Annotated in this window: 12 protein-coding genes; 2 read left to right on the forward strand and 10 right to left on the reverse strand. The window is 68.1% G+C overall.

Annotated features, from left to right (window positions below):
* Positions 1 to 73: 73 nt before the first annotated feature.
* From BST44_RS05815 to fadD5, 7 genes are all read right to left on the reverse strand, one after another.
* Positions 74 to 1,687 (reverse strand): virulence factor Mce family protein, encoded by a 1,614-nt coding sequence (locus tag BST44_RS05815; protein WP_083175635.1) that lies wholly within the window; start codon positions 1,685 to 1,687, stop codon positions 74 to 76.
* On the reverse strand, positions 1,684 to 3,276 hold the full coding sequence (locus tag BST44_RS05820; protein WP_083175637.1) for a virulence factor Mce family protein: 1,593 nt from the start codon (positions 3,274 to 3,276) through the stop codon (positions 1,684 to 1,686). The genes BST44_RS05815 and BST44_RS05820 overlap by 4 nt, the downstream gene beginning before the upstream one ends.
* Positions 3,273 to 4,313, reverse strand: coding sequence for a virulence factor Mce family protein (locus BST44_RS05825; RefSeq protein ID WP_083175638.1), 1,041 nt, complete (start codon positions 4,311 to 4,313; stop codon positions 3,273 to 3,275). Before BST44_RS05825 ends, BST44_RS05820 begins: the two co-directional genes overlap by 4 nt.
* Positions 4,310 to 5,611 carry an MCE family protein gene (locus tag BST44_RS05830; protein ID WP_083175640.1) on the reverse strand — a complete coding sequence of 434 codons (1,302 nt, stop codon included), beginning with the start codon at positions 5,609 to 5,611 and terminating at the stop codon, positions 4,310 to 4,312. The genes BST44_RS05825 and BST44_RS05830 overlap by 4 nt, the downstream gene beginning before the upstream one ends.
* Before the next feature lie 5 nt (positions 5,612 to 5,616).
* Positions 5,617 to 6,486 carry an MlaE family ABC transporter permease gene (locus BST44_RS05835; protein ID WP_083175641.1) on the reverse strand — a complete coding sequence of 290 codons (870 nt, stop codon included), beginning with the start codon at positions 6,484 to 6,486 and terminating at the stop codon, positions 5,617 to 5,619.
* A gap of 1 nt (position 6,487) precedes the next feature.
* Positions 6,488 to 7,303 carry an MlaE family ABC transporter permease gene (locus BST44_RS05840; RefSeq protein WP_065446615.1) on the reverse strand — a complete coding sequence of 272 codons (816 nt, stop codon included), beginning with the start codon at positions 7,301 to 7,303 and terminating at the stop codon, positions 6,488 to 6,490.
* Positions 7,304 to 7,551: 248 nt separating this feature from the next.
* The gene (gene fadD5 / locus BST44_RS05845) at positions 7,552 to 9,192 is read right to left on the reverse strand and encodes a fatty-acid--CoA ligase FadD5 (RefSeq protein ID WP_083175853.1); all 1,641 of its coding nucleotides are present in this window, start codon (positions 9,190 to 9,192) and stop codon (positions 7,552 to 7,554) included.
* 162 nt (positions 9,193 to 9,354) lie between these two features.
* On the opposite strand from fadD5, the gene BST44_RS05850 reads away from it, so the two are divergent.
* On the forward strand, positions 9,355 to 10,047 hold the full coding sequence (locus tag BST44_RS05850) for a GntR family transcriptional regulator (RefSeq protein ID WP_083175643.1): 693 nt from the start codon (positions 9,355 to 9,357) through the stop codon (positions 10,045 to 10,047).
* Here BST44_RS05850 and BST44_RS05855 read toward each other — a convergent pair.
* The gene (locus BST44_RS05855) at positions 10,044 to 10,481 is read right to left on the reverse strand and encodes an SRPBCC family protein (protein WP_083175645.1); all 438 of its coding nucleotides are present in this window, start codon (positions 10,479 to 10,481) and stop codon (positions 10,044 to 10,046) included. The two genes, BST44_RS05850 and BST44_RS05855, sit on opposite strands and share 4 nt — an antisense overlap.
* 93 nt (positions 10,482 to 10,574) lie before the next feature.
* The gene (locus tag BST44_RS05860) at positions 10,575 to 11,066 is read right to left on the reverse strand and encodes an acyl-CoA thioesterase (protein ID WP_083175646.1); all 492 of its coding nucleotides are present in this window, start codon (positions 11,064 to 11,066) and stop codon (positions 10,575 to 10,577) included.
* A 14-nt stretch (positions 11,067 to 11,080) separates the two neighbouring features.
* Between BST44_RS05860 and BST44_RS05865 the strand changes: the two genes are divergently transcribed.
* The gene (locus BST44_RS05865) at positions 11,081 to 12,190 is read left to right on the forward strand and encodes an alcohol dehydrogenase catalytic domain-containing protein (RefSeq protein ID WP_083175855.1); all 1,110 of its coding nucleotides are present in this window, start codon (positions 11,081 to 11,083) and stop codon (positions 12,188 to 12,190) included.
* Positions 12,191 to 12,318: 128 nt separating this feature from the next.
* Here the strand turns inward: BST44_RS05865 and BST44_RS05870 are convergent, their stop codons facing one another.
* Entirely contained in the window at positions 12,319 to 13,512 is a 1,194-nt protein-coding gene (locus BST44_RS05870) for an enolase C-terminal domain-like protein (RefSeq protein ID WP_083175648.1), read from the reverse strand.
* Between the last annotated feature and the right edge of the window lie 8 nt (positions 13,513 to 13,520).

Raw genomic sequence — 13,520 nt, forward strand, 5'->3', positions numbered from 1 at the left:
CCCGCGCTCGTCTCGCGCCTCACCGCCAGAATGTTCGGCTTGTTCCTCGCGCGTCCCGCGCTCGTCTCGCGCCTCACTGCCCACCCCCGAAGTCAGTCGGGACGGCCGGCCCGCCCGCGTTCGGCGCGGGCGCCGCCACCGGCGCCGGCGTCGGGGCGACCGGACCCGGGGCCACGTTCGGCCCGGGCGGCGGCGGCTGGATGGGCACCGGCGCGTTCAGGCCGATCGGCGGCACGATCGGGTTCTCGTCGTAGGCGTTCGGCGGTCCCGGCGGCGTCTGCAGGTTGGACTGGACCGGCGCGATGTTGGGGCCTCCCATGAGCTCGGCGAGCGAGTCCGGGGTCATCAAACCAGCGGTGATCGGGCCGACCTGCTGGCCCTGCATCCCGGGCGCGACGATCCAGCCGGGCTGGGTGTTGCGGTGCGACGTCGGGGTGTCCGGGACCCAGATGCCGGGCACGGTGGTGTCCTTGTATCCGTTCGGCGGGTGTAGCCGGTCTTCCGAGTACGCCACTTCCTTGGGCAGGGTTTCCGCCGTGCTGAACAGGTTCGCGCCGAACGGCAGGTAGTTGAACTTGATGGCATCCAGGATCGGAGCCAGGTACTGCGCACACAGCTCCGCCGATTCCTGATACCCGAGCCGGCTGCCCGCCTGGATCGAGCTGCAGATGAACTGCATCGGGTTGGCGAAGTTCGTGATCGCCGGGATGGCGACCACCGACCCGTGCGACGGGTGGTAGATCTGGTTGATGTTCGCCGCGGCCGTCGGCAGCACGTGCAGCGCGGTCTCCAGCCCGTTGAGCGGGTCCGGCTGCAGGATCGTGTTCGTGACGGTGGCCAGGTTGTTGATGTCGTAGGTCAACACCTCGCGGTTCTTGTCCAAGAACGGGCGCACGGTGGACAGCAGGCTGTCGAACTGCACGATCGCGTTCGACAGGTCGCTGTCGTTGTGCGCGAGCCGCGTGGTGAAGTCGGCCAGGTTCTGGTTCAGCGCGACGAACTGCTGGTCGTCGGAGTGCAACGCGTTGACGAACAGCGCCAGGCTCTTCACGACCGCGAAGAAGTCGCCGCGGCCCTCGTTCAGCGCGGTCAACGCCTGCGACAGGTTGGTCAGCGTCGTGTTGAATTCCTTGCCCTTGCCGGCCAGGCCGTTGGCGTAGGACTCGATCACCTCACCGAACGGACCCGTCGGCTGTTCCTTGGTGGGGCCCAGCTTGGAGATGATGTTGGTGATGCTGTTGCGCAGCTGGTCCCACTCCACCGGGACCTGGGTGCGCTCCTCGGGGATCACCGCGTTGTCGGCCAGCACCGGCCCGCCCTTGTAGGGCGGCTCCAACTGGATGGCCCGCGACGCGACCAGCGTCGGGTTGAGGATCACCGCGTCGGCGTTGGCGGGGACCCGGTACTTGTTCTGGTAGTGGAAGGTGACCTTCATCTTGTCGCCGGCCGGCTCGATCTTGTCGATCGCGCCCACCCGCAACCCCATGATCTGGACCTTGTCCCCCGGGTACAGCGCGTTCGCCGCCGGGAAGTAGGCCACCACCGTGTTGTTGGTCAGCTTCTGATAGAGCCGCCAGCCGACGAAACCGACGACGAGCGCCAGCACGATCACCAGCGAGCCGAGGATCACGGTCGCCCGGGTCAGCTTCGGCAGCCGGATGCTGCGGATGTCAAAGGCGGTGCTCAATTCTGGCTACCTCCCCCCGCAGCGCCGCTGCCTCCGGATCCACCCGGGTTGATGAAGGGCGCCGGCAGTTGCTCGCCGGGTCCCGGTGGTGCCGCCGGTCCCGGCGGGAAACCGGGCGCGAACGTCGACGGTGGCGGCGTCGGTCCGGCCGGCGCCAGGTTCTCGGTGCGCGCGCCGGGCGGTGCCTGCGCCGGCAGGGGCACGGGTGTGCCCGGCACGTCCGGCGGCGGGTCGCCCGGACGCCCGGCGATCGGGATGCCCGGCGTCGGGGGCAGGCCGTTGGGGTTGGGCGGCGAGGTCATCACGTCGACGGGCGCGGGGAAGCCCGGGCCGCCGAACGGTCCGGCGCCCCCGCCGGCGCACGGCAGCGGGTTCCCCGGGCGCGGCAGCCCCTCGTCGCCGACGGTGACGTTGCCGCCCGGGTTGGCGGGCGTGTAGGAGCAGGGCGATCCCGGCGGGACGGCCGGCCCCGGGTGCTCGGGCGTGCCCTCCAGCACCGGGGGCGCCGGCGGCGGCGCACCGTTGGGGAAGCGGGTGCCGTTGGGGTCGGGCCAGCGGAATTCGGGCAGCCCGGCGCTGCGCCAGAAGTTCTCCGGGTCGATGCCGCGCTTCTTGAAGGCGGCGTCCACCCACGGCTGAATGATCTGGTAGAGCGCGAGGTTGTGCAGCACGACCTTGAAGAACGGCCCCGACGCGATGGCCTCGTTCAAGGACGGCAGGAACTTACCGACCTCGGTCAGCCCCGCGGCGACGTCGTCTTTGCGCTCCTTCAGGATGTCGCTGACCTGGCGCAGCTGCTCGAGCACGTGGTTCAGGTTCGGGTTGTCGTTGATGAAGCCCTTGACCTGTTCGGAGAAGGCGGCGACGTTGGCCAGCAACGCGTTGATGGCCTGGCCGCGTTCGTTGAAGGCGGCCAGCAGTGTCTTCGTGTTGACCAGCAGGCGGTCGATCTGTTCGCTGCGGTCACCGAGGACGCTGGCCACCTGGTTGGCCTGGGCGAGCAGATGCTTGACCTGCTCGTCGCGCTTTCCGATCGTGTCGGAGAATTTCGCCACGCCGTCGAGCGCCGCGCTCAGGTGCGGGTAGGTCTGGTCGATGGTCTGCGACAACACGTGCAGCGATTCCTTGACCGTGTCGATGTTCCAGCCCTGCGCGGCCTTCGTGACGTCGAAGAAGGCGTCGTAGATCTGGTAGGGGGTCGTGCTCTGCCCGATCGGCAGCGTCGCCCCGGGCCGCAGCGGCTGGGCCCCCTTCGCCTCGACGTCCAGGATTTTCTTCCCCAGGATGGTGTCGGTCTTGATCGCCAGCCGGCTCTCGGTGCCGATGCTGGCGGTGCCGATCGAGAACTTCAGCCGAATGTGGTCGCCGTCGATCTCGAGGCCCTCGACCTTGCCGACGTCGACGCCGGCGATGCGCACCTTGTCGCCCGAGTTGATGCCCCCGGTGTCGGTGAACTGCCCGTAATAACTGGGCTTGGCGAAGATCATCGGGACGCTGGTGAAGCTCTGGCCGACCCCGATGACGAGCACCGTCACCAGGATGCCCATGAGGCCGATGCGAACCCGGTTGGGCGGTTCCAGTGTTCTCATTGCGGCGTGCACCTACCCGTCGGCTGCTGGAAGAGCCGGACCGTGCGGACCGGGCCGCCGGCCTGCAACCCGTTGATCTTCAGCGTGATGTCGCAGGCGTAGAAGTTCACGAAGTCGCCGTAGGAGCCGATGGCGCGCCCGATCATGTTCAACGCGGTGGGCACCTTCTTGAGGTAGTCGTTGAGGCCATCGCGCTGGTCGATGAGCGGCTGCTGGATGGCGTCCAGGTAGTTGAGGGTCTTGTGCAGCAGGCCGCGGTCCTCGGCGAGCAGGTCGGCCACCGTCCCGGCGGCGTTGCTGATGTGCGCGGTCCCGCCCGCCAGCTGGTCGCCGTGGTCCTTCAACCCGGTGATGAGCACCTCGAGGTTGTTGACCGTCTGGTCGAACTGCTGCCGGTGGCGGACCGTGGTGTCCAGCACGATGTTCAGGTTCTTGATGACCTCGCCGATCGCCTGGTCGCGCTCACCGAGCTGCGTGGTCAGCTGCGCGGTCTGGTCGAGGATGTCGTTGATGGTGCCGCCCTGACCCTGGAACACGGTGATCAGGGAGGTCGCGATGGTGTTGACCTTCTGGGGGTCCAGCGCCCGGAACAGCGGTTTGAAGCCACCGATCAGGGCGTCGAGGTCGAGCGCCGGCGAGGTGCGCGACGCCGGGATGAAGCCGCCCGGCGGCAGGACGCGCTCGGCGCCCTCGCCCTCGCCGCGCTTGAGCTCGAGGTAGCGGTTGCCGATCAGGTCCAGGTAGCGGATCTGGGCGGTCGTCGACTGGTAGAGCGGCACCGAACGGTCGATGTTGAAATCCACCCGCGCCCGCTTGCCGCCGTCGATCAGTTTCACCGCACTGACCTTGCCGATCTCCACGCCCGAGGCGCGGACGAACTGGCCGGCCCGCAGCCCGCTCACGTTGGTGAACTCGGCCGAGTATCCGTTCGTGCGGTCGAAGCGCATCTGACCGAACACGACGATGATCATCACGGTGAAGATCAACAGCACCAACGAGAAGATGCTGAGCCTGACGATGGTTCCGGTGATTTTCATGGGTTGATCGTGTTATCCCCTACTTGGCGGCCCCAGACGTACTCGATCGCGTACGGGGACCCGGTGTCCAGGTGGTTGTACGGTGCGAGGCTGTTGCCGCTGTCGATCACCAATTCGGGTGCGGGCCAGAGGTCGTGGGTGATCTGCTGCCAGCACCCGGGGGCACCTCCCGGCCCGCCGCGTGCGTTCACCCGCGGCAGGTTCTCCGGGTAGGTGTACGGGTTCGGCGCCCCGCCGACGACCCCGGCCAGGCCCCCGACCAGGCTGGCGATGGTGACCACCGCCGATACCGGGTTGGCCAGCAGGCCCAGCCCCGACAGCGCCTCGGTGTGGGCGTTCAGCGAGTAGCCGTTGCCACCCAGGAACGAAGAGGCCTTGGGCTCGATGTCGTGGTAGTTGCGCAGCGTGCAGAAGATCTCCGGGCTGTAGGTGTCCAGCAGCTGGGCCGAGGGCACCAGGTCCTGGGCGCCGCGCGCCAGGTACGGGCCGCCCTTGTTGAAGACGTCGGCGCCGGTGTTGCCGAACCCGGCCGCCGCCAACAACGCCTGGTCCAAATCCTTCTGCTGGGCGTTGATGGTGCGCGACGTGATCACCGCGTTGTTCAGGAAGTCCAGCAGGTCGGGCGCCGCGTTGGCGTAGGTGTCGCCCAGCCCGGCCAGCAGCTGGATGTCGCGCCGCGCCTGCGGCATCTGCGGGTTGACGTCGTCGAGGATCGCGTTGGCGTTGACCACCGACTGGCCGAACTTGTCACCCAACCCGGTCAGCGCCTGGGCGGCCGCGCTCAGCGTCAGGTTCAGCTTGACCGGATCCACCTTCTGCGCGATCGAGGTGACGGTCTGGAACAGAGTGTTGATCTCGGTGGTCACCGACCGCGCGTCGATCACGGTGTGCGGGTTCAGCTTCTGCGGCGACGGGTTCTTCGGCGTCGTCAGCGACACGTACTTGCCGCCGAACACCGTGGTCGCCTTGATGTCGGCGTTGACGTTGGACGGGATCAGCGACAGGTACCGCGGATAGACGTCCAGGGTGAACTTCGCCGCGGGCTTGCCGTCGCGCACGGTCTCCGAGATGTTGCCCACCCGGCCGATCTCCACGCCGTTGTAGGTGACCTTCGAACCCGGATCCATCACCAGCCCGGCCCGCGACGCCAGCATCGTCAACTTGGTCTTGGGGGTGAAGTCGCCGCGGAACTGCCCGTAGACCAACACCAGGGCCACCAGGGCGATGATCAGCGCCGCGACGCCGGCCAGCTTGTACGGCGGCTTCCGGGGGGCGTTGACCTTCACTGGCGACGACATGGCGGCTACACCGTGAGCGCGAAGTTGGGGTTGACGCCATAGAGCGCCAACGCGGCGGCCAGAACGACGACCTGCACCGACACCAGCGAGAACCGCATGGATCGGCCGACGGCCTCACCGACGCCGACGGGTCCGCCGCCGGCGTTGTATCCGTAGAAGCAGTGGGTGATCATGACGACCGCCGTGATGATGATGGCCTCGAGGAATGACCAGAACACGTCGTCGGGCCGCAGGAATGTGCGGAAGTAGTGCTCGTAGGTGCCGTTGGACTGCCCGTAGAGCACCGTGGTGGTGATCTGCGGGGACAGGAACGACATGATCATGGCCAGCGCGTAGAGCGGGATGATGACGACCAGGCCGGCCATGATCCGGGTGGTCGCCAGGAACGAAATCGACTTGATGCCCATGACTTCCAGGGCGTCGATCTCCTCGCTGATGCGCATGGCGCCCAGCTCGGCCGTGGCGCCGGCGCCGACGGTGGCGGCCATCGCGATGCCGGTGACCACCGGGGCGGCGATGCGCACGTTGATCAGTGCGGCGAAGAAGCCGGTGAACGCCTCGACGCCGATGTTGCCCAGCGAGGCGAAACCCTGGATGGCGACCAGCGAGCTACCCGAGAGGGTCACGAAGCCGACGATCGCGACGGTGCCGCCGATGACGGCCATGGCGCCGGTGCCCATGCCGATCTGGGCGATCAGCCGCAGGGTTTCCTTGCGGTAGTTGCGCAGCGCGTGCGGGATGTGGCCGAGGGCCACGGCTCCGAACCAGGCCATCTGGCCGATGTCGTCCAGGCCCCGGCCGGCGGCACCGCCGTAGCGGTTGAGGTTCTCGACTGCCCGGGGGAACCGGGCGCGCAATACGGCGGCTGTCGACATGTCAGTGGCCCGTTCCGAATCGCACGCCGATGGTGGTCAGGACGACGTTGACCGCGTATAGCGCGACGACGCAGAGCACGACCGTCTCGTTGACGGCGGTGCCCAGCCCCTTGGAGCCGCCGCGCACGGTCAGCCCGCGGTAGCAGCCGACCAATCCGGCGATGAGGCCGAACGTCGCGGCCTTGACGGTGGCGATGACCACTTCGGGCAGGCCGGTGATCGTGGTCAGGGTCGCCAGGTAGGCGCCGCCGGAGACGTTTTGCAGGTAGACGCCGAACAGGTAGCCGCCGACCAGGCCGACGGTGATCACCAGGCCGTTGAGCAGGGTGGCGACCAGGGTCGCGGCGATCACTCGCGGCACGACCAGCCGGTGGATCGGGTCGATGCCGAGCACCTCCATCGCGTCGATCTCCTCGCGGATGGTGCGCGCGCCCAGGTCGGCGCAGATGGCCGTCGACCCGGCGCCGGCCACCACCAGCACCGTGGTCAGCGGCCCCAGCTGCGTGACCGCGCCGATGGCCGCGCCCGCGCCGGACAGGTCGGCGGCTCCGAACTGGGCCAACAGCACGTTGAGGGTGAAGATCAACAGGACGGTCAGCGGGATCGACACCATGATGGTCGGCAGGAAGGCCACCCGCATGATGAACCAGCACTGCAGGACGAACTCGCGCCATTGGAACGGCCAGCGGAACAGCGCCCTTCCGGTCAGCACGCACATCCGGAAGAAGCCCCCGATGACCGTCAGGGGTGTCTGCAGCTGATCGCGCAGATAACCGACCAGGTAGGGGCCCTGTCGACTCGTCGACGTTGACGTCACCGCTGCCCCCTCCAGCTGATAGCGCGTGCCTGCCGGCGCCGCGACGGATCGTGTAGCACGCCTCGCCCCCTGCCAGCTAGGCGGCCGGGAGCGCCCCCGCCTCGCCCCGACCCAACGTGTGTGACCATCGGCTCCCTACTGGCAAGTAGTAACGGAGACCACAGGAATGTACCCGATGGCCATGCACGTGTGAACTGCATCTGCACAATTAACCCTTCGTCAACAGCGGGCAAACGTTACAGCTTCCGTCAGCCTTCCTCTCTGATTGTGAATTCCGTTGCCGTGGAATGACTTTCGTCGATACTCGCGGTCCCGTAACGGATCCGCAGCTCAGTCTTGAGCACCTTTCCGGCGGGGTTGCGCGGCAGCGCGTCCACGATCTCGAGCGCCTTGGGATGCTTGTACCGCGCCAGCCGCTCGGTCAGGAATTCGTCCAACTCCTCGAGCAGCAGCTGCTCCCCGGCGACGGCCGCGACCGCGATCGGCACCTCGCCCCATTTGTGGTGGGGGCGCCCGATCACCGCGACCTCGACGATGCTGGGATGGCTGGCCAGCACGTTTTCCACCTCGGCGCAGTAGATGTTCTCGCCGCCCGAGATGATCATGTCCTTCTTGCGGTCCACCACCCAGACGTAACCGTCGGCGTCCATTCGGACGAGATCACCGGAGTGGAACCAGCCGCCCGCGAACGCTTCCGCGGTGGCCTCCGGGTTGTTCCAGTAGCCGCTCATCAAAGTCGGTGCGCGATAGACGATTTCGCCGACCTCGCCGACCGGCACGTCGTTCATGTTTTCGTCGACCACGCGGGCGGCGACGGTCGGGATCACCTTGCCGACCGAGCCGCGTTTGCGGATCGCGTCCTCGCCCAGCAGCATGCAGGTGACCGGCGACATCTCGGTCTGCCCGAATGCGGCCAGGATCTGGGCGCCGGGGAAGTTCGCCGACATCTCCCGCAGCAGCGCGTCCGGCGCCGGTGCGGCTCCCCAGGAGATGACCCGCAACCTGAGGTCGCGGGGCCGTGCCCGCTGCTCGGCGCAGACCGCCTGCCACTGCGCGGGCACGAGGAAGATCCCGGTCACCTTCTCTTCGGCCAGCACGTCGAGCAGTTGCCCCGGCTCGAACGCGCCGAGCGGGTAGATCACCGTGGGGGTGCCCAGCAGCATCCCGGTCAGCATGTTGCCGATGCCGGCGATGTGGAAGAAGGGGACGCCGATGAAGCCGACGTCGCTGTTGATGTCGGCGCCGTTGGTGTACAGCCCCGTCATGGTCTGGCCGGTCAGGTTGGTGTGGGTCAGCACCGCGCCCTTCGGGCGGCCGGTGGTGCCCGAGGTGTACATGATCAACGCCGGCGAGTCGTTCGGGATGTCGACGGGCTCATGCGACGCCCCGCGTTCTTCGATCAGATCCTCGTAGCCGAGCGCGCTGTCGTCGCCCGCGCCGCCGGCCACGATGACGGTGGCAAGCAGCGGCTCGACGTCACGGACCCCATTTGCCACCGGGGCCAGCACCGATTCGGTGATCAGCACGCGGGCTTCGCAATCCTGGACCAGAAAGGCGATTTCAGCGGCGGTGAGCCGGAAGTTCAGCGGTACGGCGATGCCGCCGAGCATGTTGACCGCCAGCACCGACTCGACGAATTCGGTGCGGTTGAGCATCAAGACCATGACCCGGTCGCCGAAGCCGACTCCGCGACGGCTCAACGCGTCGGCCAACGCCGCCACCCGGCGCCGCAGCTCGCCCCACGTCACGGTCTTGCCGAGAAACCGCAGCGCCGTCGCGCCCGGCTGCATCAGGGCGTGCCGTTCGAGCTGGTTCACCCAGTTCTGCCGCCGGGCCAGGTACGGCTGGTCGGTCTGCTGTGTCAGATGGCTCGCCAATTGCGCGGTCAACCCCACCCTTTCCCTTCACTCCCGCACCGCTTGCGCCAGGTTGATATTTGATAAAACATGGTGTTGTCTGGGTCACATTATGGCTTTAGAGCCCTGCTGACAAGCCCCGACAAAAGTTTCAAACCAACCTCCCTAACGCCAACGAAAGCCCTGGCAGCCCCCGTGAACGCACCGATATCCGCGCGACTGAGGAGCCGACGGCCACTGCGCCGGGCGCAGTTGTCCGACGAGGTCGCGGGCCATCTGCGGGCGGCGATCATGTCCGGGGCCTTGCGGCCGGGGACGTTCATCCGCCTCGACGAGACCGCGGCCGAGCTGGGCGTCAGCGTCACTCCGGTGCGGGAAGCCCTGCTGAAGCTGCGCGGTGAGGGCATGGTGCAGCTCGAACCGCACCGCGGCCACGTGGTGCTGCCGTTGACGCGGCAAGACGTCGAGGACATCTTCTGGTTGCAGGCCACCATCGCCAGGGAGTTGGCCGCCGCCGCCACCGACCACATCACCGACGCCCAGATCGACGAGCTCGAGCGCATCAACGAGACGCTCGCCGCGGCCGTCGGATCCGGCGACGCCGAGACCATCGCGGGCATCGAGTTCGCGTTCCACCGGGTCTTCAACCAAGCCAGCGGTCGGATCAAACTGGCCTGGTTCCTGCTCAACGCCGCGCGGTACATGCCGGTGCTGGTGTACGCCGCCGATCCGCGGTGGGGCACGGCCGCCGTCGAGAATCACCGCCAGTTGATCGGGGCGCTGCGAAGGCGCGACGCCGCCGCAGTGATCGAACACACCGTGTGGCAGTTCACCGACGCGGCGGCCCGGCTGACCGAGATGCGGGACCGCACGGGCATCTTCGACTAACCGGTCAGCTGTTCGGCGCGCTGCTTGAGTTTTTCGGCGAGGTGGTCCAGGACGTTGTTGAGGAGCTGTTTGACCATCGGCGCCGGGACCGGCATCGAGGTCTCGACGTCGAGATCCACGGTCAGCAGGCTCGACGGGCCCATCTCCACCACGCTGAACAACTGCTCCTGCTTGGTGAACAGGTCGCCCTGCTGCAGGACGGTCTGAATCTGGTTCTCGCCCGGGTAGTAGACGGCCTGGATGAATACGCCCTGCATGCCCTGGTAGTCGGTGTCGAGCCGCAGCTGGCTGGGCCGGCCGTCGTCGTAGCGGGCGAGCACCCAGAGGCCCTTGACCTCCTCGTTCCACTGCGGATAGGCCTCGAAGTCGGCGACGATCGACATGATCGTGGCCGCGTCGGCGCTGACCTCGACGGTCTTGCTCATGACGGGCATTGGCGAAGCATAGCCGGGCCGGCGGCGCGCTCCGGCGGCGCAGCCCGGCTCACTCGTCGTCGCGAAAGTCCCGGTGCGCCGGGCGTTCTGGATCTACCGGTCCACCCTCGCCGTGGACAGCAGCGCGCGGATGGCGGCGGGAATCTCGACCGGCTTGCGGCTGCTTCGATCGACGTAGACGTGCACCCAGTGACCCAGCGCGGTGACTGGCTGGGCCCGCTCCCCCGGCGCCGCCCGGAACACGCCGAGCCGGTAGGTGACGCTGCTGCGGCCCAGCCGGGTCACCGCCACGCCCACGACGAGGCCCTCGGGGAAGTGCAGTTCCGAGAAGTACCGGCACCCCGACTCGGCGACGATGCCCAGGGCGGGGGTGGTGAGCGGGTCCAGCCCGGTGGTGGTGTTGATCCAGGCGTTGATGGCGGTGTCGAACAGTTGGTAGTACACCGCATTGTTCAGGTGGCCGAACATGTCGTTGTCGGCCCACCGGGTCCCCACCGGCCACAGCACCGGAAAGTCGTCGCTGGTGAGCCCGTCCGGTGCTCCCGGAACCACGGGAGCCGGCGAAACCGGGGGTTCGGAAGCCATGGTTGTATTCCAACATGGTTCAGATTCGGGGCGCCGTGCTGGACCGGATCGGTCTGACCCGCCCCTACGGCGAGTCTCGCCCGATCCGCGTCGTCGATCTCGACCTGGACCCGCCCGGCCACGGCGAGGTGATGATCCGCATCGAGGCGGCCGGGGTGTGCCACTCCGATTTGTCGGTGGTCGACGGCAATCGGGTGCGGCCGGTCCCGATGCTGCTCGGCCACGAGGCGGCCGGGCTCGTCGAGCAGATCGGTGACGGCGTTTCCGACCTGACCGTCGGCCAGCGGGTGGTGCTGGTGTTCTTGCCGCGGTGCGGGCATTGCGCGGCCTGCGCGACTCAGGGGCTGACACCGTGCGAACGGGGCAGCGCGGCCAACGCCGCCGGCACGTTGTTGGGCGGTGACATCCGGCTCCGCCAGGCCGGCCACCGCGTGTATCACCACCTCGGGGTTTCGGGCTTCGCGACCCACGCGGTGGTCAACCGGGCCAGCGTGGTTCCGGTGCCGCCCGACGTGCCGCCCGAGGTCGCCGCGCTGCTGGGGTGCGCGGTGCTGACGGGCGGGGGTGCCGTGCTCAATGTCGGCAAACCGCAGCCGGGCCAGTCGGTCGCCGTCGTCGGCCTGGGCGGTGTCGGCATGGCGGCGGTGCTCACCGCGCTTACCTACGACGGCGTGCGCGTGATCGCCGTCGATCAGCTGCCCGACAAACTGGCCGCCGCCCGCGCCCAGGGCGCGCACGAGGCCTACACCCCGCAGCAGGCCGTCGACGCCGGGGTGAAGGCCGCCGTGGTCATCGAGGCCGTCGGCCATCCCGCGGCGCTCGAGACGGCCATCGCCCTGACCGCGGCGGGCGGCCGCACCATCACCGTCGGCCTGCCCCCACCGGACGCGCGTATCACCGTGTCGCCGTTGGGGTTCGTGGCCCAAGGGCGTTCGCTGATCGGCAGCTACCTGGGCTCGGCGGTGCCCAGCCGCGACATTCCCCGGTTCGTCGCGCTGTGGCAGGCGGGCCGGCTGCCGGTGGAATCGCTGGTGTCGTCGTCGATCCGGTTGGATCAGATCAACGAGGCGATGGACAACCTGGCCGACGGCACCGCCGTGCGCCAGCTCATCCGGTTCGACTAGTTTCCCCTCGCTCCCGCCACCGGCGCCTCACCACCGGCTCCCTTCCACCGGCGAGCGCGCGTGTCTGTACGGCGACACGCCGTCACGAGCGGCATTCTGCGCACCCTCACGCGCGACGCCCGGGGCCTCTATCGGGGGTGCAGGGGCGCGACGGGCTCCACCGCAACGTCGGGTAGGCGGTGCTCTTCGATGTAGTCCCAACGGATTTCGTAGCCCAGCCCGGAACCCGACGGGATCTCGACGTATCCGTCCGGCGAGAGCGGGTCGCACGGCGAGCGCAGATAGGGGGGCGCGGTGTCGTAGCGAGCCCCCGGGCCGAGCAGGCCGCGCTCGTAGTATTCGCAGACGTCTTCGCTGGTGGCGCCGAGCACCTGCAGGTTGCCGAAGCCGCTCATGTGCAGCTCGCACCGCATGCCGACCGCCTCGCACATTCCGGCGAGTTTCATCACCCCGGTGATGCCCCCGCGCAGCACGTCGATGCGGCTGATGTCGGAGGCCTGGCGCAGGATCCAGTCGGCCCGGGTGTAGATGCCGCCCTCGGCGATCTCGGGCGAGCAGATCGGGATGTCGAGTTCGCGGGCGAGTTTGGCGTAGGACTCCACCCGATATTCCGGCATCGGGTGCTCGTACCAGTAGAAGCCCAGCCGCTCGAGTTCGCGGCCGACCCGCAGCGCGTCCTCGTAGGTGAGGTAGGTGCCCCAGGGGTCGAACATCAGCACCATCTCGTCGCCCACCGCGGCGCGCACCTCGCGGCACACCCGGATGTCCCAGTCGACGTAGGACGGCCGCGGCAGGGCGAACTGGCCTGTCGCGGGATTCCAGTAGTGGTAGGGGTGAATCTTGTAGGCGCCGTAGCCCTGGCGCTGACACTCGACGGCATGGGCGGCGTAGTCGTCGGGTGAACCGAGGTTGTTGAAGCTGCTGGCGTAGGCCTTCACCCGGTCGCGGGCGCCACCCAGCAACTTGCGCACCGGCAGCCCGGCGGCCCGGCCGGCCAGGTCCCACAGAGCCAGATCGATGACGCTGCAGACGTTTTCGGGTAGCTTCGCCGCCCACAGTTGGCGCCAGATCTCCGCCCGGTCGAACGGGTCCTGACCGGCCAGCAGCGGGCTGAGGAATTGGGTGATGATGGCCCGGTCCCCCGGCAGCAACCCATCCTGGTCGCCGTGGAAGTGGCCGCCGAAGTAGTAGCCCTCGATACCCTCGTCGGTGAGCACCTTGGTCACGGTCTGCACCACGCGGTGGTCGGTCATCAGCTGGCCGAACGAGATTCGGTCGACCGATGTCTCGAACGGCACCACCTCGAGGCCGGTGATCTTCATGGCAGCAG

This window comes from Mycobacterium scrofulaceum (assembly GCF_002086735.1).
Taxonomy (GTDB): domain Bacteria; phylum Actinomycetota; class Actinomycetes; order Mycobacteriales; family Mycobacteriaceae; genus Mycobacterium; species Mycobacterium scrofulaceum.

What these genes read in the sequence shown, in the direction of transcription:
- BST44_RS05825 (WP_083175638.1), bottom strand. Translation starts at nt 4,313, where the DNA reads ATGAAAATCACCGGAACCATCGTCAGGCTCAGCATCTTCTCGTTGGTG.
- BST44_RS05860 (WP_083175646.1), bottom strand. Translation starts at nt 11,066, where the DNA reads ATGGCTTCCGAACCCCCGGTTTCGCCGGCTCCCGTGGTTCCGGGAGCA.
- BST44_RS05855 (WP_083175645.1), bottom strand. Translation starts at nt 10,481, where the DNA reads ATGCCCGTCATGAGCAAGACCGTCGAGGTCAGCGCCGACGCGGCCACG.
- BST44_RS05830 (WP_083175640.1), bottom strand. Translation starts at nt 5,611, where the DNA reads ATGTCGTCGCCAGTGAAGGTCAACGCCCCCCGGAAGCCGCCGTACAAG.
- BST44_RS05835 (WP_083175641.1), bottom strand. Translation starts at nt 6,486, where the DNA reads ATGTCGACAGCCGCCGTATTGCGCGCCCGGTTCCCCCGGGCAGTCGAG.
- BST44_RS05870 (WP_083175648.1), bottom strand. Translation starts at nt 13,512, where the DNA reads ATGAAGATCACCGGCCTCGAGGTGGTGCCGTTCGAGACATCGGTCGAC.
- BST44_RS05865 (WP_083175855.1), top strand. Translation starts at nt 11,081, where the DNA reads ATGGTTCAGATTCGGGGCGCCGTGCTGGACCGGATCGGTCTGACCCGC.
- BST44_RS05820 (WP_083175637.1), bottom strand. Translation starts at nt 3,276, where the DNA reads ATGAGAACACTGGAACCGCCCAACCGGGTTCGCATCGGCCTCATGGGC.